The organism is Paraburkholderia hiiakae, assembly GCF_904848665.1.
GTDB classification, from domain to species: domain Bacteria; phylum Pseudomonadota; class Gammaproteobacteria; order Burkholderiales; family Burkholderiaceae; genus Paraburkholderia; species Paraburkholderia hiiakae.
The window spans coordinates 120,578-141,575 of the sequence record NZ_CAJHCQ010000010.1; the positions used below are offsets into that span (position 1 = coordinate 120,578).

Genomic DNA, 20,998 nt, shown 5'->3' on the forward strand with positions numbered 1-20,998 from the left:
CTCGTGCGGTTCTACCCACGCACGGGCGCTACTTCGACGCCGAGTGTCTCTCGCACGGCGTTTCGCATCAGATCGACCACCTCCTGTACACGCGAGCCAAGCCGTTCGGTCGGGCCGGAAACGAGAAGCGCGTAGTGCCGCCCCGGCAACGGGAGAGCGAGGGCGATCCCCATGAGGCCCGGGGAATATTCTTCGATGCCAATAAACCATCCCTGCTGGACGGACCGCTCGATTTCAGCATCGACCTCATCCGGGGTCATGAGGGTCTTGGCCGTGTAGTGGATATATTCTGCTCTCCTGAGGAATGCCAGCCGGTCGGCGTGCGGACGTTGCGAAAGCAGGGCACGTCCTGCAGCCGTGGCGTGCAGCGGCACGCAGTTGCCAACCTGCGTCGTGAAGCGCACCGGATACGCCGACTCGCGCACGCCGACGAACATGGCCTGTCCGGCATTGGGCGCGGCAAGCGCCGCGGTTTCGGCCGTCGCGTTGGCGAGGTACTCGAGCAGCCCGTCCATTTCAACGGGCGGTGTGTCGCCAATCCTGATCGCATCGAATAGCTCTGCCCAGCGAGGCGACGGGTAGACGCCCCCCTTCGGCCGCGGTTCATAAAGATAGCCAAGCGATTTCAACGTTGAAAGCAGATTGAACGTGCTCGAGCGCGGCCAGTTCAGGGTTTCAGAGATTTCCGCGAGTGCTGCTGGACGCTTGACCTGGGCGAAAAACTCCAGCAGTTCGAGCACCTGGGCGGCTTGTCTGACCATCGACATTTCATTTTTTCCGTTGGATTGGAGAATTCTGCGCAGTTTACCTGTGTCGCTTTCGGTCACCGCAACGAGCCGTGAATCGGACCTTGGTTGTCGATTCAGTGTTGATGCACGGGCCCTCAGAGTCCTCTTCGTATCCTGTTCGATCGCTCTAGGGTTCATCCCTGGGGACAATTTGTTCCTGTGTGTGAATAATAAACCCATCGCCAGCCGCGTTCAAGCGCACCGCAGGGACCGACGCCCGGACCCGCCGCTCTTCAAATCGCGGACCTTCACGGAGAGGCCATGAAGCTAGCGAAAACGGAGGAATTGCCGCAGTCGAGTGCCTGGTGGGCGCCCGGCTGGATGTCGCGCCTCGACACGCGAGGCAAAAGGGCGTTCGCGGCCTCCTTTGGCGGATGGGCCATCGATGCGTTCGATTTCATGATCTTCAGCTTCGTGATTTCGGCGCTCACGCGCGGCCTTGCCATCGACAGGGGGAAGATCGGTCTGATCGGCACCGCGACGTTGCTTGCCTCGGCGGCAGGCGGCTGGATCGCGGGAATGCTGGCTGATCAATTCGGGCGGGTGCGCATGCTGCAGGCGACCATTCTCTGGTTTTCCGTTTGCACCATCCTGATTGGCTTCGCGCAGAATTTTGAGCAGCTCCTTACGCTCCGTATCCTTCAAGGCCTCGGCTTCGGCGGCGAATGGGCGATCGGTGCGGTCCTGATTGCGGAAACGGTGCGCGCGGAAGATCGCGGCAAGGCCGTGGGCTTCGTGCAAAGCGGCTGGTCGCTTGGCTGGGGCGCGGCGGCGATTGCCTACAGCCTCGCGTTTTCCCTCCTGCCAGAGCAGCTTGCCTGGCGTTCGCTGTTCTGGGCCGGCGCGTTTCCCGCGCTGATCGTGCTCTTCGTGCGGCGCAACGTCGACGAGCCCGACATCTTTCTTCACACGCGCGCGAAACAGAGAATGTCCGGCGAGAAGCCGCACCTGCTGGCGATTTTCGCGCCGCCGCTCGCGATGACGACCCTCAAAGCCTCGGCGCTCTGCACGGCGCTCACAGGCGGCTACTACGCCATGTCGACCTGGCTCCCGACGTTTCTCAAGGTCGAGCGGCATCTCTCCGTGCTCAACACCGGCGGCTATTTGATGGTCTTGATCGTCGGTTCGTTTTGCGGATTTATCGCGGGAGCGTATCTGGCGGATCTGTGGGGCAGGCGCCGGACGTTTATCGCTTTTTCACTGGCGGCGGCGGTGTGCCTGTACGTGTACCTGAAGCTTCCGCTTACCGATGCGCAGATGCTTGTCCTTGGCTTCCCGCTCGGTCTGACGTCTTGCGGCGTTTTCTCCGGCATGGGCGCGTATCTGAGCGAGCTGTATCCCTCGCACGTCCGGGCTTCAGGCCAAAGCTTCTGCTACAACTTCGGCCGCGGCATTGGTGCGTTATTTCCCGCGCTGGTCGGTTTTCTGAGCGAATCGTCGTCACTCGGTAACGCGATCGCGATCTTCGCCGGTTTCGCCTACGCCATTTCGGTCGTGATGGCGGTAACGCTGCCGGAGACGAAAAGCAGGCAGTTGCAATGAACCCGCGTACAGACTGCGATACGGCCGATATCGATTTTCCGATGCCACCCGGCGCGTGTGACTGTCACACGCACGTGTTTCCGAATGACGCGCGCTTCCCGTTTTCCCCTGCGAGAAAGTACACGCCGCCATTCGCGAGCGTTGAACAGCTTTGTGCACTGCTCGATCGCCAGCGGCTTCAGCGCGTGGTGATTGTGCAGCCGAGCGTGTACGGCGCGGACAACTCAGCAACCTTGCATGCCGTCGAGGCGATCGGACAGCGGCGGGCACGAGCCGTGGCGGTGATAGACAGCGGCGCGCGAGGCGCCCACCTCGACGCGCTTCACGCTGCGGGCGTGCGCGGTGTGCGTGTGAATCTGGAGATGCTGGGCGAAAGCGACCCCACGCGCTGCGGCGATCTGTTGCGACAAACCGCGCGGCAGATTGCCGGCCGCGGCTGGCACATGCAGATCTATAGCCGGCTCGATGTTGTCGCGGCCCTGAGCGGTGTGATCGCCGCACTCGATGTGCCCGTGGTGCTCGATCACTTCGCGCGGGCGCGTGCCAGCGACGGTCCGGCGCAGCCTGGCCTCGAAGCCATATTGCGGCTGGTGCGCGAAGGCCGCGTGTACGTGAAGCTGTCCGCGCCTTACCTGTGTATGCAAAGCGACGCGGATCGCACCGGCCTCGGCGCGATCGCGCGGGCGTTCATTGCGGCCAATGCGCAGCGCGTGGTCTGGGCGAGCAACTGGCCGCACCCCGACGCCTCGCACGGCGGCAAGCCTGACCTCACGCGCATCAGTCCACCCTGTGCGGTGAACGACGGCGAACTGCTGAACCTGCTGGGCGAGTGGGCGCCCGACCCCGCGATACGCCAGCGCATCCTCGTCGACAACCCGGCGAGACTCTATGACTTCGACGACCTTGCCTGTGCCGATGGCGTCGACACTTGCGGCGCGAGTGCCGCCGAGTGAGTTTCCTCCAGGAGCCGAGACATGCAAACCTTCGAATCGACCCCGTCCTCTTCCACCATTGTCCGGAGCACCGCCGAATGGCTGAGCGCGATGGCCGAGCTGGAAAAGCGCACGAAGCCCACCTTCTTTCATGCGCGCGCCCAGTTGCCGGAGCAAGGACGCACGAACATCGTGCTCGGTGCGACGCGCACGCTCAGCGTGGTCCTCAAGACATACGCGAGCGGCGGCGAAAACGAGCTGCACGCGCACACGAATGAAGATCACATGTTCTACATTCTGCAGGGAAGCGCGACCTTCCACGGACCCAACGGGGAAGTGCGGGTCGTGTCGAAGAATGAAGGCATTCTGCTGCCGCGCGGTACGTTCTATTCCTTCTGCGCGGACGAACGCGAGCCGCTGGTCATGCTGCGCGTTGGCGCCGTGGTGGATGCGTCGACCGATCCGCTTGCACGCGTCGGTATCGACAATTTGCCGCTTGACGGTTTTTCCGAGGCGAACAAGGAGGTGCCGCTGATTCTCGGCGACCGCTGGTTCGCCTGAGTATTTCGGGCGGCACGCTAGCGCGTGCGGCGCAGCGTCATCGAAAACGTGAAGCTTTCGGCGGGATAGTGGGCGATCGACACTTCGGCAGTCTTCCCCGAAGCGATCCGGAACGTGCGGATCACTTCGACCGACGTCTCACCGGGATCGGCGCGCAGGGCGGCCGCCACTTGCGTGGGCATCGGGGAGGTGCGCAGCGTCTGCTCGACCTCGACGATGCGCTCGCCATAGAGCGTCTCGATCAGCTCGAATATCGGCCCCTTGTTGTGGTCCAGCAGGCGCGCCACGCCCGCGTAGTCTTCGTGAACGAACACTTCCATCCAGCAGGCGGGCGCTTTGTCATCGGCGGGGAAACGAAAGCCGTCGACGCGCAGCCACTGTTCGCCCACGCTGGCGCCGAGCCGCGCCGCGAGCGCGGCGTCTGCCGTCACCATTTCGATCGAGTCGATCTGGAACTGCAGGGCCGAAACGAACGAGAACAGGTCGTTGATCGAAGCGATTTCGTGGATGTACGCGCCGCTGCCCGCTGCCGGCCGCACGACCGTGGTCGGTGCGCCCCGGCGGGACGCGATGAGACCGTCGTCGCGCAGCCTGCGCAGTGCTTCGCGGATCGTATGGCGGCTCACCGAGAAGCGGTTGGCGAGCAGATCCTCGGAAGGCAGTTGCGTGCCGACCGGATAGACGCCCTTCAGGATCTCCGACTTCAGAGTGGAGACAACCTGGCCATAGAGCGGCTCCGACCGAGCCTTCACGCCGCCCGCGCGTTTTGCCGGGGCTTGTGCGCCCTTTGTCCGTTCACTCTTTGCCTTTGCGGCCGATGATGCAGTGCGCTGACCCAACGAATCCCTCCATGCCCAAAATGCGCTGTGGAACTTTACCACGCTGGGCGCGGGGCTCCGGCGTGCGGCGCGGCTGCATCGGCCGGTTGCTTCGATTACCGGCCTGCCGTCACATACGCCTCGGGACGATTCGCATGAAGCGTTGGCACAGCGTCCACGTGCGGTGTCGGACGCGTCTCGCGGTGGGGCGCTTCCAGCCAGGCTTCGTTCAGCTCGCTGGTGCGCGGGCAGCCCAGTTGCCCGCAAACGAGATCAAGCTCCTGCCGAAGGATCGAAAGCGCACGCAGCGCGCCTTCCGTGCCCCCGGCGCTCACGCCGTAAGCCGGCGCGCGGCCGACGAACGTGAAACGCGCGCCGAGGCACAAGGCGGTCGCTACATCGGCTCCGCGGCGAATCCCGCTGTCGAGCATGACCGTGACCCGATTGCCCACGGCCGCCACGACGTCGGGCAGCGCATCGATTGGCGCCCTCGAACGATCGAGCTGACGGCCGCCATGATTCGAGACGATGATGCCGTCCACACCGGCCGCGACGGCTTTCGCTGCGTCGTCGGGGTGCATGATGCCTTTGAGGACGAGCGTGCCGCTCCATTCGCGGCGGATCCTCTCGATCGTCCGCCAGGACTGCGCGGTTGGCACCTGCTCCGCATAGAAGCTTGTAAGCGCGCGTGCGTTGGTGCCGGGCGGTGCGTAGCGGCGGTAGTTCTCCATAAACGGCAGGCCGCTAGTCAGGTATTCGAGCACCCATGCAGGATGCCGGGCTGCCTCCAGCATGACAGGCAGCGTGGGCTTGTACGGCCTCACCCAGCCACTGCGGATGTTGCGCTCGCGCTTCGAATGCAGCGGCACGTCGACCGTGACCACCAGCGTCATCAGCCCGGCGTCGGCAACGCGCCTGAAAAGATCGCTCGCCATGGCTTCGTCGCGGCACGGATAGTGTTGATACCAGGATTTGGGCGCCACAAGCGCAATGTCCTCGATGGACGCGGTGCTTGCGCCCGAGATCACGAACGGCACATCGGCCTGCGCCGCCGCGCGCGCGAGCATCAGGTCTGCGTCGGGCCGCACCATCGCGATCATGCCAGTGGGCGCGATACCGAAAGGCGAGGCATAGGTCTGCCCGAACAGGCTTACCGACTGATCGCGGCGGGAAATGTCCACGAGATAGCGCGGAACGAATTTATGCCGTGCGAAGGCGGCGGCGTTCGAGTCGAGGCAGACCTCATCTTCGGCGCCACCTTCGAGATAGTCGAAGATCACCTTGGGAAGGCGCGCTTTTGCGAGCTTGCGAAGGTCGTCGATGCTCAAAGCCTTGTGAACTTTCATGGGTTGCCTCAGGAAAAAATCGCATCGGTCACGGCTGTGTGAGTCTTGTCGAAGTCCGTTAACCTGTACGTATAAGATTTTGATGTCTGATGGGCTAATTCTGGCACGCCGGAATTGTAGGCGCAATAAGTAGGGCTATTAGGTGTTTATCCCAATGCGTTTGAGCGTGTTGGAAGAATTAACATGTACGTACATCTTTTAATCAAGTCACCTGATCTTCACTCTGAGGACACGCTATGTTCGCACCGCCGCCTGCCGTTCAAGCTGAGGAGTTCGTACGGATACCTTCCGAATTTCACGTCAAGGGTCGTCGCTCGACGTGGGTGGACGTGCAGCTTCATGGCGCTAACGCGCCGGCATTCCTCGAAGGGCCGTCGTTCGATCGCGAGGGTAACCTCTGGGTCGTCGATATTCCCTGGGGGCGTCTCTTCAAGATCACGCCCGATGCGCGTGTGAGCTGCGAACTGGAATACGACGGCGAGCCGAACGGCCTGAAGTTTCATCGCGACGGACGGGCCTTCATCGCCGACTGCAAGAACGGCCTGATGGTGTTCGATCCCGCAACGGGAAAGATCGAGCCGTTCCTCGAGCGCGCGCTCGTGCAGCGCTTCAAGGGGCTAAACGATCTCGTGTTCGCGTCGAACGGTGACGTCTATTTCACGGACCAGGGCCAAACGGGTCTGCACGACGCGACTGGCAAGCTGTATCGCCTCGATCGCAATGGCCGCCTCGACTGCCTGCTCAGCAACGTGCCGAGCCCGAACGGACTGGTGCTGAACGAGAAAACGAATACGGTGTTCCTTGCCGTGACGCGCGACAACGCGATCTGGCGCGTGCCGCTCGTGCGCGACGGCCTGGTGACGAAGGTCGGCGTTTATGTGCAGATGTCGGGTGGCGGCGGCCCGGATGGCGTCGCGCTCGGCGCCGACGGATCGCTGGCCGTTTGCCACGTCGGCCTGGGCGCGGTCTGGATCTTCGGCCCGACTGGCGAGCCCGTGCTGCGCATCAATTCCGCGCACGGCAACATGACGACCAATTGCGCGTTCGGCGGCGCGCAGAACCGGCGCCTGTTCATCACGCAGGGCTGCTCGGTGCTGATGGCGGATACGCCTGTCACCGGCGCTCGCATGTACTCGCACGCCGAGGAAGACACGCTTCCCACACCGGGGCACTAACGACTGGTCGACGGCAGTGCAAACCTGGGCGGCCACGCTGGTCGCCCGTCACTTCGCAGAACTTCGATTCAATGAAACCGCAAAAGAACATCGCGCAAATCATCGCCGACGCGGGCAAGCGCCATGGCGTGCGCCGGATATTCGGCGTCCCCGGAGGTGGCAGCAGCCTTGACATCATCCAGGCGTTCGCCGCGCTCGACGTACCGTTCGTGCTGGCCCATACGGAAGCTGGCGCCGGCATGATGGCGGCCGCTGACGCGGAAGCGAGCGGCCGTCTCGCGATCGTCGTCACGACGCAGGGGCCCGGCACGGCGAGCGTTGCCAATGCCATCGCGCAGGCGAGTCTCGACCGCGCCCCCGTGCTTCTGATCACGGACGGCTGGACGAGCAAGCAAGCGCAGACCGACTCGCACCAGGTCTTCGATCAGCGCGCGCTGCTCAGTCCGCTCGTGAAAGCCCACTCGCGGCTCGAAGGCGACGACGTGGAAGCGGAACTGGAGCGGCTCATCGCGCTCGCGCATACCGCGCCATGGGGGCCGGTGTATATCGAACTCACGGGCGAGAATGCGCGCCGCACACTCGATGTGCCCACAACGACTGACTTCACCTCGCTGCCGCACCAGGTCGTGCCGCCCGTCGCGCAACGCGACGAGATTGCCGCTGCGAAGGCGATGATCGAGGCGGCGCGGCGCCCCGTTGTCGTCGCGGGACTGGAAACACGATGCTCCGAGGCGGCGCCGGCATTGCGCACGTTCGTCGAGCGGCTCGAGTGCCCGGTTTTCACGACGTACAAGGCGAAGGGCGTGGTGTCCGATCACGACGACCATGCCGTGGGTTTGTTTACGGGCGGAGCGCTCGAACGTGAATGCATCGACAGCGCCGACCTGATCGTTCTGTGCGGACTGGACCCGGTTGAGTTGATCGGGCGCCCATGGGCATACGGCGCGCCGGTGCTGGACATCGGACCCGTCGAGCATCGGCCGCATTATGTCGCGCCGCGCGCCACGGTGCGCGGGCCCCTTGCCGCCGCGCTCAGCGCGCTCGCCGATGTCGACCGCGCGCCCGGTTGGGAGCCGGGCGAGATCGTACGGCACAAGGAGCGTATGCGTTCGCGCCTCGCCTATACCGGACACGGCGCCGGACTCACGCCGGAGCAGGTCGTCAAGATCGCGTACGAGCGCGCCGAAGACCTCGACGCGCGCGTGACGGTGGACGCCGGCGCGCACATGTTCTCCGCCATGGCGTTCTGGCGCGCGCGTCGCGGCTCGGACGTGCTCATCTCGAACGGCCTGGCTTCGATGGCGTTTGCGCTCCCAGCCGGCATTGCGGCGAGCCTCGCGTCGCCCGGCCGGCAGGTCATCGCTTTCACGGGCGATGGCGGCTTGCTGATGTGCATTGGCGAGCTGGCCACTGCCGCCAGGGTGGGCGCGAAGCTCTGCATCGTGGTATTCAACGATTCGACGCTCTCGCTCATCCAGATCAAGCAGCAAGGCCGGGGGATGGCGCGCGATGGCATCGACTGGCCGCGCCAGGATTTTGCCGCGATCGCGCGCGGTTTCGGTTTGCAGGCCTGGTCCGCCTCAACGCCCGAGGCGTACGAGGCCGCGCTCGCGCGCGCATGGGAGACGCAAGGACCGGTGCTCATCGACGTTCACGTCGATCCGAGTGGTTATCTGGAGCAGTCAAAGGCGCTGCGCGGCTGACCGGCGCGAACGCAGGCAAAAAGTCAATAACAAACAGGAGACGTCATGAGTCGCATATCCGCAGGAGGAAGATCCGGGGCAGGGTGGTACTGGGCCTTCCTCATCCCCCTCGCGCTCGTCGTGGGCGTGCCGTTCTACAACCGGGTCGAGCCCCGGCTGTGGGGCATCCCGTTTTTCTACTGGTCGCAACTGCTGTTCGTGATCATCGGCGCGCTGGTGACGTGGCTGGTCTACTGCGCCACGCCCGAAAGCGGCTCGACGATGCCGGAAGACGGAGAGACGCCATGAACGTCATCGCCACCTCCGTATTCATCGCCCTGTTCCTGTTTGTCACGGTGGTCGGATTCATGGCCTCGCGTTGGCGGCGCGGCAACCTCGACGAGCTTCACGAGTGGGGATTGGGCGGCCGTCAGTTCGGCACGCTCGTGACATGGTTTCTGCTTGGCGGCGACCTGTTCACGGCGTTCACCGTCGTCGCCATTCCGGCACTTGCGTTCGGCACCGGCGCGATGGGCATGTTCGCGATTCCGTTCTGCATCGTGCTGTTCCCGTTCATCTTCATCATCTTTCCGCGGCTCTGGAACGTCGCGAAGCGGCACGGCTATGTGACCGTGGCCGACTTCGTCCATGCGCGCTACGGCAGCAAGACGCTCGCGCTCGCCGTTGCTGTTACGGGCATCGTCGCGCTGATGCCGTATATCGCGCTGCAGCTCGTCGGTCTCGAAGTGGCGATCGGCGCGCTGGGGTTCGATACGCAGGGCATCGCGGGCGACATTCCGCTGACGATCGCCTTCGCGTTGCTGGCGGCCTATACGTGGAAGTCGGGACTGCGCGCGCCGGCGCTGATCGCGGTCGTGAAGGACATCCTGATCTACGTGACCGTCATTGCTGCGGCGATCATTATTCCCGGACAGCTTGGCGGCTTCGAGCACATCTTCGCGGCTGTTCCGCAAGCGAAGCTGCTGCTGCACTCGCCCACGGCGACGAGTCTCGACCAGTACAGCGTCTACGTCTCGCTGGCGATCGGCTCGGCGGTCTCGGCGGTGCTGTATCCGCACGCGGCCACGGCGCTGCTCTCGTCGAAATCGGGCAATACCGTGCGCCGGAATATGGCGCTGTTGCCGATGTACACGCTGTTGCTCGGCTTCATTACGTTGCTGGGTTACATGGCGATCGCAGCGGGCGTGCGTGATATGCCTGAGTTCGCGCGCTTTTTCACTGCGTACGGCGCGAATTTCGCGGTGCCCGCGTTGTTTCTACACTTCTTCCCTTCGTGGCTGGCAGGACTCGCGTTCGCGGCTATCGGGATCGGCGCGCTGGTGCCCGCGGCCATCATGTCTATCGCCGCGGCCAATCTCTATACGCGCAATGTGCACCGCGCATTCATCAATCCGCACATGACGGGCGCGGACGAAACGCGCGTATCGAAGCTCGTCGCGGTGGTTGTGAAGGTTGGCGCGGTGGCGATCATCTTTGCGCTTCCCGTGCATTACGCGACCGACTTTCAGCTGCTTGGCGGCGTGTGGATCATTCAGACGCTCCCCACCGTGCTCTTCGGTCTGTTCGGTAGACGCCTCGATCACCGTGGTCTGCTGGGCGGCCTCCTGTTAGGGCTTGCCTGTGGGACATGGATGGTCGCGCAGATGCATTTCAAGTCGTCGGTGTATCCGCTCCAGCTTGGCGGTTATACGGTTCCGCTTTATTCGGCCATCTGGGCGCTGATCCTGAACATGGCCGTGGCGTGGGTAGTCAGCGCACGCCTGAAGTTCCGCCGTCCGGCGGGTTCGAACGATGACGGCCAGCCGGGCGCAGGCACGAAGAAAACCATGGAGGGTGTATGAACAGCATCGATGCGCAGGGCGGCCACCCGCGCTACGGCAATTACATTGGCGGCCACCAGGTCGCGGCGCGCGAAAATGAGAGTTTCGTCTCGATCAATCCCACGACGGGGCGCGAGTGGGGCACGTTCGCCCAGTCGACGGCGGCGGACGTGGACGACGCCGTCCTCGCCGCGAGTGCCGCGCTCAAGGGGCCGTGGGGGCGGCTTTCGCCGAGTGCGCGAGGGCGTCTGCTGATCGCATGGGGTGAAAAAATCGCAGAGCATGCGCTGCCGATCGCCACCCTGGAGACCGAGCAGAACGGCAAGCTGCTCGCCGAAATGCACGCGCAAGCGAAGATCGTGAAGGACTGGCTGTTTTATTTCGGAGGCCTGGCCGACAAGGTCGAAGGCAGCGTCATCCCGCTCGAACGACCAAGCGTGCTCAACTACACACTGCGCGAGCCGCTCGGTGTGATCAGTGTGATCGTGCCGTGGAATTCGCCCACGCTCATCACGATCATGAGCATGGCGCCCGCACTCGCGGCGGGCAACACGATCGTGCTGAAGCCATCGGAAATCACGTCTGCCTCGGCGTTCGAACTGGCCCGGCTTGCCGAAGCCGCCGGCATTCCGGCTGGGGTGATCAACGTCGTCACCGGTGCGCGCGAGTCGGGCGACGCGCTCGTCACGCATCCGGGAGTCGCCAAGATCTTTTTCACGGGCAGCGAGCCGGCCGGACGCAGCATCGCCGCGAAAGCGGGAAGCCGGCTCGCGGGCTGCACGCTCGAACTGGGCGGCAAGAGTGCGAACATCGTATTCGCGGACGCGCGGCTCGACCAGGCCGAGGCCGGCGTGCTGGCGGGTATCTTCGCAGCCGCTGGGCAGACCTGCATCGCGGGCTCGCGCGCCTATGTGCATCGCTCGATCTATGAGCCGTTCGTCGAGCGCCTCGTTGCGCGCGCGCGGCAGATTCGCTTGGGCAATCCACTGCTGGCCGAGACACAGATGGGGCCGGTCGCGACGTCGGCCCAACTCGCGAAGGACATCACGATGGTCGGCCAGGCACGCGAGGACGGCGCCGAACTGCTATGCGGCGGAACTCGCGCAACCGTGCCCGGTTACGAAGATGGCCTCTTCTTCGAGCCGACCATATTCGGCGGCACGACGCGCGCGCATCGCATCATGAACGAGGAAGTATTTGGGCCGGTGCTTTGCGTGACGCCATTCGATGACGACGAAGAAGTGCTCGCCGAAGCGAATGGCACGCGCTTCGGCCTCGCCGCGGGCATGTGGACATGCAGTCTCCAGCGCGCCCATTCGTTCGCCAAGCGGCTCGAAGCGGGCACTGTGTGGATCAACATGTACCGCGCGCTGGCTTTCAACTCACCGTTTGGCGGCTACAAGGCGAGCGGAGTGGGGCGTGTAAACGGGGCGCAGGCGATCGAGCAATATCTGCAGACCAAGAGCGTGTGGTGCGAACTCGGCAACGAGGTGCAGGATCCGTTCGTGCTGCGTACCTGACGTCGTGAGAAGGGCGCGCCTCTCGCGAGGCGTGTCCGGTGTTTGGCAGAGAGACGGGGATCGGCCGCCAGTGAAGCCGATATTCGAACGTTCCAGAAAAAATCAGGCTATCGAAACAAATAAGGATGCCGAATTAACCAAGGAGACTTAAATGAAGTTTGGAAAACTGTCGATTGCCGCTGCCGTCAGCGCGCTTGCGGGCACGCCGTTCGCGTACGCGCAAAGCAGCGTCACGCTATATGGCGTGATCGACGCAGGCATCAACTATACGAGCAATGTTCAGACCGGACGCACGGCTTCCGGTCTGCACGGCGCGGATCAGTACTCGTTTCAGGACGGCGCGACGGGCGGGATACGCGGCAGCCGCTGGGGGCTCAAAGGCGTCGAGGATCTGGGCGGCGGCCTGAAGGCGATTTTCGTGCTCGAAAACGGCTTTGGGATCGGTAATGGAACGCTCGCGCAAGGCGGCGCCGAATTTGGTCGCCAGGCTTATGTCGGCTTGCAGAATCCCTATGGGAGCGTGACGCTCGGGCGACAGTACGACTCGGTCGTCGACTATACGCAGCTGTTCCAGTCCGGTGCGATCTGGGCAGGCTACCTCGGCGCGCACGCAGGCGACGTGGACAACACGTTGAACACGCGCCGCATCAATAACGCGATCAAGTTCGCCAGCGCCGACTACCACGGGGTGAAGTTCGGTGGCCTCTACAGCTTTGGCGGCGTACCTGGTTCGATAGGGCATAACCAGGTATGGTCTCTCGGTGCCTCGTACTATGGCGGCCCCTTCGGTTTGGGCGTGGGCTATCTCAACGCGCGCAATCCAAACCTGTCCTTCTACGGTACGAACCCCAATGCGGGCACCACGGCGGCGAGCAATAACCTCGGTGGCCTCGGTTCCGCGACGACGCCAGAGTCGAATCCGATCTACGCCGGCTACGCGTCGGCCTCGACGACTCAAATCATCAGCGCAGCCGGGTCGTATCAATTGGGCAGCGCAACGTTTGGCGTGAACTACTCGAACGTGCAATTCCGCGGCCTCGGTTCGAACTCCGGACCCAACCCGTTCGGCTATTCGGGCAATGCGTCATTCGACAACATCGAGGCGAACTTCAGGTATCAGATCACCCCCGCGTGGCTGGGAGGACTTGCCTATGTCTACACGCACGCGGGCGGCGCGGACGATCGCGGCGTTGCGATCTATCACCAGGTTCAGGCGGGCACTGACTATTTCCTTTCGAAGCGCACCGATACCTATCTGATCGTCGTCTATCAGCATGCGAGCGGGACCGATTCGTTCGGTCAGCCGGCCGTGGCCTATATCACGGGGCAAACCCCTTCGGCGAGCAATCACCAGATTGCCGTGCGTGTGGGTATTACGCACCGTTTCTAGTCTGCGTGGGCGCTCGAACGGCGGCCGGAGATCCGGCCGCCTTTGTCCATTTCTGGAACCGTATCGAATGCTGTCCTGCTCAGCGAGCGGCGGCAAGAACGAGCCGGGCGCGCTGGATCACGGGCGCGTCGATCATCTTGCCGTCGAGCACCGTTGCCGAGCCTGAGCTGGCCTCGGCGGCCTCGATTACGCGTTGCGCCCAGACGCGCTCTTCCGTGGCGGGCGTGAAGCCGCGATGCGTCGGCGCGATCTGGCGCGGGTGGATGCACAGACGCCCGCCAAAGCCGAACCGCCGTGCGCGTCGCGCGGCGGCTTCGATGGCGTCGGTGTCGTCGATGGTGGTGGTCACGCCGTCCACGGGAGCGCCAATGCCGGCCACGCGCGAGGCGAAGGTCATGAGCGAGCGAAAGTAGGCAAGCTCCTCGCCATCGCCGCCGATGCTGGTGTCGACCTGGAAGTCGACGGTGCCGAACACGAGCCGCTCGACGCCGGGTGCCGAGGCGACTTCCTGTATCGCCGCAAAGCCAGCGGCCGATTCGAGCAGGGGAACAAGGCGCAGGCCTGCGCGCGAACGAGCCCGTATCGCGGCGAGCGCCGAAGTATCGGCAGCCTTGGGCAGCATGATGCCGCATACGTCGGGACGGATGGCGAAGGCGCCTACGTCGTCGGCGAACCACGCAGTGTCGGCCCCGTTGATGCGCACGAAGATGTTGCGGCTGCCGCCAGCTCCGCCCGCGTCGAGCCATGTTGCGACGTCGTCTCGCGCGCGCGTCTTGTCGGGCGGCGCAACGGCGTCTTCGAGATCGACGATGACGGCGTCTGCACCCGCAGCCAGCGCTTTCGCAAAGCGGTCCGGGCGGTCACCCGGTACGAAGAGCCAGGAGCGGGGTTCGTTGTGTGTATCGGAAGGGAAGATGGGCATGGCAATGGAGTGAAAAGTGAACGTTGACAGGACGGTGTTACGACTCGTGCCCATGGCTGCCGCTTATGAGCGCGGAAAGGCTCAGGTTCGAAGCGTTGGCGTCCTCCTCGGGGGCGAGCGCTTCGAGCGAGAGGCCTCGCGTCTCGATGCCGAGCGTGGCCACCACGAGTACCTGCACGACGAGCAGCACAAGCATGGCCGTGACGACGCCGGTGAGTTGATAGCGCCCGTAAAGCCAGACGACGAGCCATGGCGTGAGCACGGTCATCAATCGGCCCAGCGTGTTACAGAAGCCCGACCCGCGCATACGCAGATCGGTGGGAAAGAGCTCGGGCACATAGAGGGCCCACGCGAATGCCACCATCGTGTAGATCGTGGTCACAAGCGCAAAGCCAATGACAGCGAGCAGCGCAGGAGCCGAGACGTTTGGATAGAGCGCCCCGAGGACGATGGCCAGTGCAGAAAAGATCACGATGCCTGGCTTGCGGCCAATGCGGTCACCGGCCAGCATGCCGATGACGCCGCCGACCGGGCCGCCAAGCGACATCAACGTGGCGAAGCCGAGCGAACTCACGATACTCATGCCGCTTTTGGCCATGAACGAGGGGATCCACGCGATGAAGCCGTAGATCACGGTATTGAGCACGATCAGAATGACGCTCGCCACAATCGTGCGGCGAAGCATTGCGAGCGAGAAGAGCGCCGTGAGCGGACGCTGCCGGGGCGGTTGCGCGAGCGCAGGCGCGACACGCGGCAGCGGCTGCACGTTCCCGGCCTCTGCTTCGATCGCTGCGAGCACGCGCTCCGCTTCCTCGTTACGCCCGTGCGATTCCAGCCAGCGCGGCGACTCCGGCATCTTCTTTCGCAGATACCATACGACCAGGGCCCCGGTCCCCACGATCACGAACATCCATCGCCAGCCATAGTGCGGAATGATGAGGTAGCCGAGCAGAGCGGAGACGAACAGCGAGAGGTTCGTGAGCGCCGAGAGCGCCGAGCCCCAGCGGCCACGCTGCGCCGGTGGCACGAATTCGCTTACGGTGACGTAGCCAACGACGATCTCCGCGCCAAGGCCGATGCCCATGAAAAAGCGCGCGATGACGAGCCACGTCATGTTCGGCGCGCAGGCGCCCGCAAGCGATGCCACGCCGAAGAGCAGCAGGTTGGCCTGATACGAAAAGCGCCGTCCATAGCGGTCGCCAAGAACACCGGCGAGCCAGGCGCCCAACACCATTCCAGCGAAAGTGAGCGAGACGAATTGTGCGTTGTGCGCGAGATCGGACCAGCCGTTCTTGAGCAGCGCGCTGAGCACGGCTGCGCCCAGATAGATCTCGAAGCCGTCGAGGAACATGCCTCCCGCGACGAGACCCACGATGCGCCAATGAAATCGCGATACCGGGAGCCGATCGAGGCGCGCGCCGGCGTTGGGGCTTGCTGTTTGCATAGCGTCTCCTTTACATCGTCGCTTTGCGAACGATGCTCACTTTGTCCGAATCAATACATGTACGTACAAGATAAAACGAAATCCATGCCTGTAAACACCTGGATTGCCCGATTCATACGAAATTCGCTGCTTGATTGTGATGTACCGGTTGACAGCATCATATCTCAAGAATAAAGTTGTCCGTACATGTTGTGTCCGAAATTGGTAAATCAAAATCTTATGGAGGAGCAAGGAATGAATGACCGGACCATTGAGCCTGCGGAGCAGGCGCAGTTGCTGGATGCCATCGATCGTTGGCTCAAACGGGAAGTCGAGCCAGTGGCGATGCGTCACGACCATGAGGACAGCTATCCGACCAGGATCGTCGAACAGATGAAGGAGCTGGGACTTTTCGGCGCGACCGTGAGCCAGGAGTACGGCGGCCTCGGACTGCCCGCCACGACGTACGCGCAGATCATCATGCGGATTTCGTCGGTGTGGATGGCGATCACGGGCATCGTCAACTCGCATCTGATGCTCGCGCTTGCTATCGAAAAGTTCGGCACCGACGCGCAAAAGGAAAAGTGGCTGCCGAAGCTTGCGAGCGGCGAGATCCGCGGCGGTCTCGCGCTGACCGAGCCGGATGCCGGCACCGACCTCCAGGGCATTCGCGTGACCGCGCGCCGCGAGGGCGACCACTACGTGATCAATGGCACGAAGACCTGGATCACCAACGGTATTGAAGGATCGTGTTTCGCTTTGCTTGTAAAGACCGACCCGGACGCGGTGCCGCGCCACAAGGGCATGAGTCTCTTTATCGCGCCGAAAGCCGAAGGCTTCACGGTTGGCCGGAAGCTGGAGAAGCTCGGCTACAAGTCGATCGACTCCGCCGAACTCGTGTTCGACGACTACCGGGTGCCCGCCGACTGCCTGATCGGTGGCGAGGAGGGGCAAGGCTTCTATCAGGCGACGGGCGGCCTCGAACTGGGTCGGATCAACGTGGCCGCGCGCGGGGTGGGCATTGCGGAGGGCGCGCTTGCGCTTGCGACGCAGTATGCGCAGATCCGCAAGACGTTCGGCAAGCCGATCGCGGAACATCAGGCCATCCAGTTGAAGATCGGCGAGATGGCTACCCGTGCACGCGCAGCGCGGCTCCTCGTGCTCGACGCCGCAGAGGCATTCGATCGCGGTGAACGTTGCGACATGCAGGCGGGCATGGCTAAGTACTTTGCTTCGGAAGCGGCGCTCGAGAACAGCACGGAGTCGCTGCGCATACACGGCGCGTACGGCTATTCGAAGGAATATCCCATCGAACGGCTTTACCGCGACGCGCCGCTCACCTGCATCGGCGAGGGCACCAACGAGATGCAGCGCATCATCATCGCGAAGCAGTGGATCAAAAGGAATGCGATCGCATGAAACCGCTCAACGGAATCCGCATCGTCTCGGTCGAGCAGTTCGGCGCGGCCCCTTATGGCTCCATGTTTCTGGCCGATCTGGGTGCAGAGGTCATCAAGATCGAGAACGCCGCCATTGGCGGTGACCCCGCACGGCGTACCGGCCCACATCTCCTGGGAGACGAGGACAGCCAGTATTTCCAGACCTGGAATGCGAACAAGCGCAGCCTCGCTATCGACCTGCGTACCGACGAGGGCAAGGCGACGCTGCGCAAGCTCGTGGAATCGTCGGACGCGCTCGTCAACAACCTGCGTGGCGATCTGCCCGTGAAGATGGGGCTGGACTACGCAGGCCTGCGCGATGTCAATCCAGCTATCGTGTGCCTGCATATTTCCGCCTACGGTCGCGACAACGAGCGCGCGTCATGGCCGGGGTACGACTATCTGATGCAGGCAGAGTCGGGTCTGATGGACTTGACCGGCGAGCCGGACGGTCCGCCCTCGCGCCTCGGCGCGCCTTCGATCATCGACCACATGACCGGCATCACCGGCGCATTGGGATTGCTCGCCGCGATTCTCGGCGCGCGCGCGAGCGGCAAAGGCTGCGACGTCGACACATGCCTCTTTGACGTGGCGCTGCACCAGTTGGGCTACGCGGCCATCTGGAACCTGAACGAAGGGCACGACGTGACACGTCAGCCCCGGAGTTCGCATTTCTCGCTGACGCCTGTGCAGACGTTCCCCACTGCAGACGGCTGGATTTTCATCATGTGCATGACCGACAAATTCTGGCAGGCGCTGCTCGATGGCGTCGAGGCGCGCGAACTGGGCGACGATCCCCGCTTCGCGGACGCCGCTTCGCGTCACGCGAACCGCCAGGCGCTCAACGAGCGGCTCGACGCGATTTTCCGTGGCGGCACTTCCGCGCATTGGCTTGCGAAGCTGCAGGGACGTCTGCCGATCGGGCCAGTGCTGAGCGTTGCAGAGGCGCTGCGTAACCCGCTGCTCACGCGTAACGGCATGATCAGCCACGTGCCGCATCCCGCGCGCGCCGACTTCCGCATGCTGGCCAATCCGTTGAAGATCGACGGGCAGCGTTTGACGCAAAAGTCGTGTTCCGCACTCGGCCAGGATAATGCCGCCATCCTCCAGAGCCTTTCGCAACAGGAGGAGGCGTTGAAATGAAGCTTGCAGGCATTCGCGTACTCGATCTTTCCTCGTTCCTGCCCGGGCCCTACCTCACGCTGGCGCTCGCCGATCACGGTGCGGAGGTGATCAAGGTCGAGCAACCCGGCGGTGGCGATCCAGGACGCCAGATCGGCCCCGTCGAGGGAGAAGCAACGGTGTTCTTTCGCAACCTGAATCGGGGGAAGAAGAGCGTCACGCTCGATCTGAAGACTGAAGCGGGGCGCGAGGCGTTGCTCTCGCTTTGCGAAACGGCGGACGTATTGGTGGAATCGTTTCGGCCGGGTGTGGTCAAGCGTCTTGGCGTGGACTACGAGCGCGTGCGCGAGCGCAATCCGCGCATCGTGTATTGCTCGATCAGCGCGTTTGGGCAGACTGGGCCTTATGCGGCGCGCCCCGCACACGATCTTGCCGTTGAGGCGCTTAGCGGCGTGCTCAGCATGACATTGGGCGCGCAGGACGAACCGGCCATGCCCGGCGTGCCGGTGGCGGATCTTCTGGCGGGGCTGCAGGGACTCTCCGGCATATTGATGGCGCTGCTCGCGCGGGAGAAAACCGGCGTGGGTGACTTTATCGATATCGGCATGCATGACGCGATGCTTGCGGGTTGCCTGAACATTCTCGGGCCCGCGATGGCCCATGGCGAACAGCCTGTCGCCAAACACCAGCGCACCACGGGCGGCGCGGCGTTCTATCGAACCTATCGGACTGCTGACGGTCGCTATGTGTCATTGGCGGGGCAGGAGCCAAAGTTCGTCGAGTCGCTGCTCGGCTTCCTTGGGCGGCTCGATCTTCAGGTGCTATGTACGCGCGGACCCGGGCCGCATCAGCAACCGGTGATCGACTTCCTCGCCCAAACGTTCCTCACCCGAACCGCAGCCGAATGGGATGCGAGCCTGGCGACGCTCGACCTCTGCTACGCCGTCGTGAAGACTTTGCCGGAGGCACTCGATGACGAGAACGCCGTGTTCCGCGAGATGGTTGTGACGGACGAAGCGGGGCGGCGTCACATTGCACCGCCCATCCGCTTTGCCAGAGAACCGTCCGAACCGAACCTGCGCGTGCCTGGGCTCGGTGAACACAACGCTGAAATCCTTGGCTCGAGCCAGACGGCGAGCGCTTCGAAATGACCCACTGAGAGGGAGCAATTGTAATGAGTGAAACGATGGCAAAGAGTGTGCGCTTTCGGGATGCCGCTGGCCGCTATTTCGAGGATTTCGAGCCGGGGCACATCTATGAGCATCGGCCCGGCCGAACGATTACGGAAACCGACAATATCTGGTTCACCTTGCTGACGATGAACACCCATCCGCTGCACTTCGACAACGCTTACGCGGCGAAATCGGAGTTTGGGCAGGCGCTGGTGAACAGTTGTCTCACGTTGTCGATCGTCGTAGGGATGAGCGTGCGAGACGTCAGTCAGCATGCGATCGGCAATCTCGGCTGGGACAAGGTGTTGCTCACGTCACCGGTGTTCGTGGGAGATACGATTTACGCCGAATCGGAAGTGCTTTCCAAGCGCGAGTCGAAATCGCGTCCGACGCAAGGGATTGTTACCGTGAGAACGGTCGGGCTCAAGGCGGACGGAACGGAGTTTCTGAGTTTCGAGCGCACCGTGCTTGTTCCGAAGCGTGGTGCGGGAATTGTCGTGTGAGAGGGCTGCCGACGCGAAAGCGCGTCGGCTGTTTCGTCAAGCGAAGGAGACAGGATTTGAAAGTCGTCGTAGCAGTGAAGCGGGTGGTGGATGCGAACGTGAAGGTCAGCGTGAAGTCGGACGGCACGGGCGTCGACATCGTCAACGTGAAGATGTCGATGAACCCGTTCGACGAAATCGCCGTGGAAGAAGCGGTGCGTCTGAAGGAAGCGGGCGTGGCGACGGAAGTCATCGCCGTTTCGGCGGGTGTCACGCAAGCGCAGGAAACGCTGCGCACGGCGCTGGCCATCGGCGCGGATCGCGCGATCCTCATCGAGTCGAACGAAGACCTGCAGCCGCTGGCTGTCGCCAAGCTGCTGAAGGCGCTGGTCGACAAGGAACAGCCGCAACTGGTCATTCTCGGCAAGCAGGCCATCGACGACGATTCGAACCAGACCGGCCAGATGCTCGCCGCGCTGGCTGGATTGCCGCAAGCCACGTATGCCTCGAAGGTTGTGGTCGCGGACGGCAAAGCCACCGTGTCGCGTGAAGTGGATGGCGGTGCGGAAACACTCTCGCTGACGCTGCCCGCAGTCATCACGACGGACCTGCGCCTGAACGAGCCGCGCTACGTCACGCTGCCGAACATCATGAAGGCGAAGAAGAAGCCCCTCGAAACGGTCAAGCCGGAAGACCTGGGCGTTGACGTCACGCCGCGTCTGAAGACGCTGAAGGTTGTCGAGCCGCCCAAGCGTAGCGCAGGCGTGAAGGTGCCGGACGTGAAGACGCTGGTCGAGAAGCTGAAGACGGAAGCCAAGGTGCTGTAAGGAGATCAGACGAAAA

Annotated in this window: 19 protein-coding genes; 14 read left to right on the forward strand and 5 right to left on the reverse strand. The window is 63.3% G+C overall.

Annotated elements, in window-relative coordinates; all coding sequences use genetic code 11:
• Window positions 1-11: 11 nt before the first annotated feature.
• Complete coding sequence (locus JMY28_RS19990; RefSeq protein WP_201697639.1) at window positions 12-827, reverse strand: IclR family transcriptional regulator; 816 nt, start codon at window positions 825-827, stop codon at window positions 12-14.
• A 222-nt stretch (window positions 828-1,049) separates the two neighbouring features.
• On the opposite strand from JMY28_RS19990, the gene JMY28_RS19995 reads away from it, so the two are divergent.
• From JMY28_RS19995 to JMY28_RS20005, 3 genes are read left to right on the forward strand one after another with little or no spacing between them, the layout of a single operon-like run.
• A complete protein-coding gene (locus JMY28_RS19995) occupies window positions 1,050-2,330 on the forward strand; it encodes an MFS transporter (protein ID WP_201697640.1) in 1,281 nt (426 codons plus the stop codon).
• The gene (locus JMY28_RS20000) at window positions 2,327-3,283 is read left to right on the forward strand and encodes an amidohydrolase family protein (protein WP_201697641.1); all 957 of its coding nucleotides are present in this window, start codon (window positions 2,327-2,329) and stop codon (window positions 3,281-3,283) included. Before JMY28_RS19995 ends, JMY28_RS20000 begins: the two co-directional genes overlap by 4 nt.
• Window positions 3,284-3,304: 21 nt before the next feature.
• Window positions 3,305-3,823 (forward strand): cupin domain-containing protein, encoded by a 519-nt coding sequence (locus tag JMY28_RS20005; protein ID WP_201697642.1) that lies wholly within the window; start codon window positions 3,305-3,307, stop codon window positions 3,821-3,823.
• Between the two features lie 17 nt (window positions 3,824-3,840).
• Here the strand turns inward: JMY28_RS20005 and JMY28_RS20010 are convergent, their stop codons facing one another.
• Together JMY28_RS20010 and JMY28_RS20015 are read right to left on the reverse strand one after the other, a co-directional pair.
• Window positions 3,841-4,575 carry a GntR family transcriptional regulator gene (locus JMY28_RS20010; protein ID WP_201697643.1) on the reverse strand — a complete coding sequence of 245 codons (735 nt, stop codon included), beginning with the start codon at window positions 4,573-4,575 and terminating at the stop codon, window positions 3,841-3,843.
• Between the two features lie 182 nt (window positions 4,576-4,757).
• A complete protein-coding gene (locus tag JMY28_RS20015; RefSeq protein ID WP_201697644.1) occupies window positions 4,758-5,987 on the reverse strand; it encodes an alpha-hydroxy acid oxidase in 1,230 nt (409 codons plus the stop codon).
• Between the two features lie 236 nt (window positions 5,988-6,223).
• Between JMY28_RS20015 and JMY28_RS20020 the strand changes: the two genes are divergently transcribed.
• From JMY28_RS20020 to JMY28_RS20045, 6 genes are all read left to right on the forward strand, one after another.
• Window positions 6,224-7,162, forward strand: coding sequence for an SMP-30/gluconolactonase/LRE family protein (locus tag JMY28_RS20020; protein ID WP_201697645.1), 939 nt, complete (start codon window positions 6,224-6,226; stop codon window positions 7,160-7,162).
• A gap of 71 nt (window positions 7,163-7,233) precedes the next feature.
• The gene (locus JMY28_RS20025) at window positions 7,234-8,865 is read left to right on the forward strand and encodes a thiamine pyrophosphate-binding protein (RefSeq protein ID WP_201697646.1); all 1,632 of its coding nucleotides are present in this window, start codon (window positions 7,234-7,236) and stop codon (window positions 8,863-8,865) included.
• 45 nt (window positions 8,866-8,910) lie between these two features.
• Window positions 8,911-9,153: a DUF3311 domain-containing protein gene (locus JMY28_RS20030; RefSeq protein WP_201697647.1), complete on the forward strand. Its 243-nt coding sequence runs from the start codon at window positions 8,911-8,913 to the stop codon at window positions 9,151-9,153.
• Window positions 9,150-10,706, forward strand: coding sequence for a monocarboxylate uptake permease MctP (mctP, locus tag JMY28_RS20035; RefSeq protein WP_236596948.1), 1,557 nt, complete (start codon window positions 9,150-9,152; stop codon window positions 10,704-10,706). The genes JMY28_RS20030 and mctP overlap by 4 nt, the downstream gene beginning before the upstream one ends.
• Window positions 10,703-12,205, forward strand: a complete 1,503-nt coding sequence (locus tag JMY28_RS20040) for an aldehyde dehydrogenase (RefSeq protein ID WP_201697648.1) — start codon at window positions 10,703-10,705, stop codon at window positions 12,203-12,205. Before mctP ends, JMY28_RS20040 begins: the two co-directional genes overlap by 4 nt.
• Window positions 12,206-12,356: 151 nt before the next feature.
• Window positions 12,357-13,595 carry a porin gene (locus JMY28_RS20045; protein ID WP_201697649.1) on the forward strand — a complete coding sequence of 413 codons (1,239 nt, stop codon included), beginning with the start codon at window positions 12,357-12,359 and terminating at the stop codon, window positions 13,593-13,595.
• A gap of 79 nt (window positions 13,596-13,674) precedes the next feature.
• Here JMY28_RS20045 and JMY28_RS20050 read toward each other — a convergent pair whose 3' ends face one another.
• Together JMY28_RS20050 and JMY28_RS20055 are read right to left on the reverse strand one after the other, a co-directional pair.
• Window positions 13,675-14,517 carry an HpcH/HpaI aldolase/citrate lyase family protein gene (locus JMY28_RS20050; RefSeq protein WP_201697650.1) on the reverse strand — a complete coding sequence of 281 codons (843 nt, stop codon included), beginning with the start codon at window positions 14,515-14,517 and terminating at the stop codon, window positions 13,675-13,677.
• A gap of 37 nt (window positions 14,518-14,554) precedes the next feature.
• Window positions 14,555-15,961 carry an MFS transporter gene (locus JMY28_RS20055; protein WP_201697651.1) on the reverse strand — a complete coding sequence of 469 codons (1,407 nt, stop codon included), beginning with the start codon at window positions 15,959-15,961 and terminating at the stop codon, window positions 14,555-14,557.
• A 234-nt stretch (window positions 15,962-16,195) separates the two neighbouring features.
• Here JMY28_RS20055 and JMY28_RS20060 point away from each other — a divergent pair, with 234 nt between their 5' ends.
• The 5 genes from JMY28_RS20060 to JMY28_RS20080 are packed head-to-tail and all read left to right on the forward strand — an operon-like array spanning window position 16,196 to window position 20,982.
• Window positions 16,196-17,359, forward strand: a complete 1,164-nt coding sequence (locus JMY28_RS20060; protein WP_201697652.1) for an acyl-CoA dehydrogenase family protein — start codon at window positions 16,196-16,198, stop codon at window positions 17,357-17,359.
• Window positions 17,356-18,522 carry a CaiB/BaiF CoA transferase family protein gene (locus JMY28_RS20065; RefSeq protein ID WP_201697653.1) on the forward strand — a complete coding sequence of 389 codons (1,167 nt, stop codon included), beginning with the start codon at window positions 17,356-17,358 and terminating at the stop codon, window positions 18,520-18,522. The genes JMY28_RS20060 and JMY28_RS20065 overlap by 4 nt, the downstream gene beginning before the upstream one ends.
• Window positions 18,519-19,652, forward strand: a complete 1,134-nt coding sequence (locus tag JMY28_RS20070; RefSeq protein ID WP_201697654.1) for a CaiB/BaiF CoA transferase family protein — start codon at window positions 18,519-18,521, stop codon at window positions 19,650-19,652. Before JMY28_RS20065 ends, JMY28_RS20070 begins: the two co-directional genes overlap by 4 nt.
• A gap of 23 nt (window positions 19,653-19,675) precedes the next feature.
• Window positions 19,676-20,176 (forward strand): MaoC family dehydratase, encoded by a 501-nt coding sequence (locus tag JMY28_RS20075; protein WP_201697655.1) that lies wholly within the window; start codon window positions 19,676-19,678, stop codon window positions 20,174-20,176.
• 56 nt (window positions 20,177-20,232) lie between these two features.
• Complete coding sequence (locus JMY28_RS20080; RefSeq protein ID WP_201697656.1) at window positions 20,233-20,982, forward strand: electron transfer flavoprotein subunit beta/FixA family protein; 750 nt, start codon at window positions 20,233-20,235, stop codon at window positions 20,980-20,982.
• The last annotated feature ends 16 nt before the right edge of the window (window positions 20,983-20,998 follow it).

What these genes read in the sequence shown, in the direction of transcription:
- JMY28_RS19995 (WP_201697640.1), top strand. Translation starts at nt 1,050, where the DNA reads ATGAAGCTAGCGAAAACGGAGGAATTGCCGCAGTCGAGTGCCTGGTGG.
- JMY28_RS20000 (WP_201697641.1), top strand. Translation starts at nt 2,327, where the DNA reads ATGAACCCGCGTACAGACTGCGATACGGCCGATATCGATTTTCCGATG.
- JMY28_RS20005 (WP_201697642.1), top strand. Translation starts at nt 3,305, where the DNA reads ATGCAAACCTTCGAATCGACCCCGTCCTCTTCCACCATTGTCCGGAGC.
- JMY28_RS20015 (WP_201697644.1), bottom strand. Translation starts at nt 5,987, where the DNA reads ATGAAAGTTCACAAGGCTTTGAGCATCGACGACCTTCGCAAGCTCGCA.
- JMY28_RS20020 (WP_201697645.1), top strand. Translation starts at nt 6,224, where the DNA reads ATGTTCGCACCGCCGCCTGCCGTTCAAGCTGAGGAGTTCGTACGGATA.
- JMY28_RS20025 (WP_201697646.1), top strand. Translation starts at nt 7,234, where the DNA reads ATGAAACCGCAAAAGAACATCGCGCAAATCATCGCCGACGCGGGCAAG.
- JMY28_RS20030 (WP_201697647.1), top strand. Translation starts at nt 8,911, where the DNA reads ATGAGTCGCATATCCGCAGGAGGAAGATCCGGGGCAGGGTGGTACTGG.
- mctP (WP_236596948.1), top strand. Translation starts at nt 9,150, where the DNA reads ATGAACGTCATCGCCACCTCCGTATTCATCGCCCTGTTCCTGTTTGTC.
- JMY28_RS20040 (WP_201697648.1), top strand. Translation starts at nt 10,703, where the DNA reads ATGAACAGCATCGATGCGCAGGGCGGCCACCCGCGCTACGGCAATTAC.
- JMY28_RS20045 (WP_201697649.1), top strand. Translation starts at nt 12,357, where the DNA reads ATGAAGTTTGGAAAACTGTCGATTGCCGCTGCCGTCAGCGCGCTTGCG.
- JMY28_RS20050 (WP_201697650.1), bottom strand. Translation starts at nt 14,517, where the DNA reads ATGCCCATCTTCCCTTCCGATACACACAACGAACCCCGCTCCTGGCTC.
- JMY28_RS20055 (WP_201697651.1), bottom strand. Translation starts at nt 15,961, where the DNA reads ATGCAAACAGCAAGCCCCAACGCCGGCGCGCGCCTCGATCGGCTCCCG.
- JMY28_RS20060 (WP_201697652.1), top strand. Translation starts at nt 16,196, where the DNA reads ATGAATGACCGGACCATTGAGCCTGCGGAGCAGGCGCAGTTGCTGGAT.
- JMY28_RS20065 (WP_201697653.1), top strand. Translation starts at nt 17,356, where the DNA reads ATGAAACCGCTCAACGGAATCCGCATCGTCTCGGTCGAGCAGTTCGGC.
- JMY28_RS20070 (WP_201697654.1), top strand. Translation starts at nt 18,519, where the DNA reads ATGAAGCTTGCAGGCATTCGCGTACTCGATCTTTCCTCGTTCCTGCCC.
- JMY28_RS20075 (WP_201697655.1), top strand. Translation starts at nt 19,676, where the DNA reads ATGAGTGAAACGATGGCAAAGAGTGTGCGCTTTCGGGATGCCGCTGGC.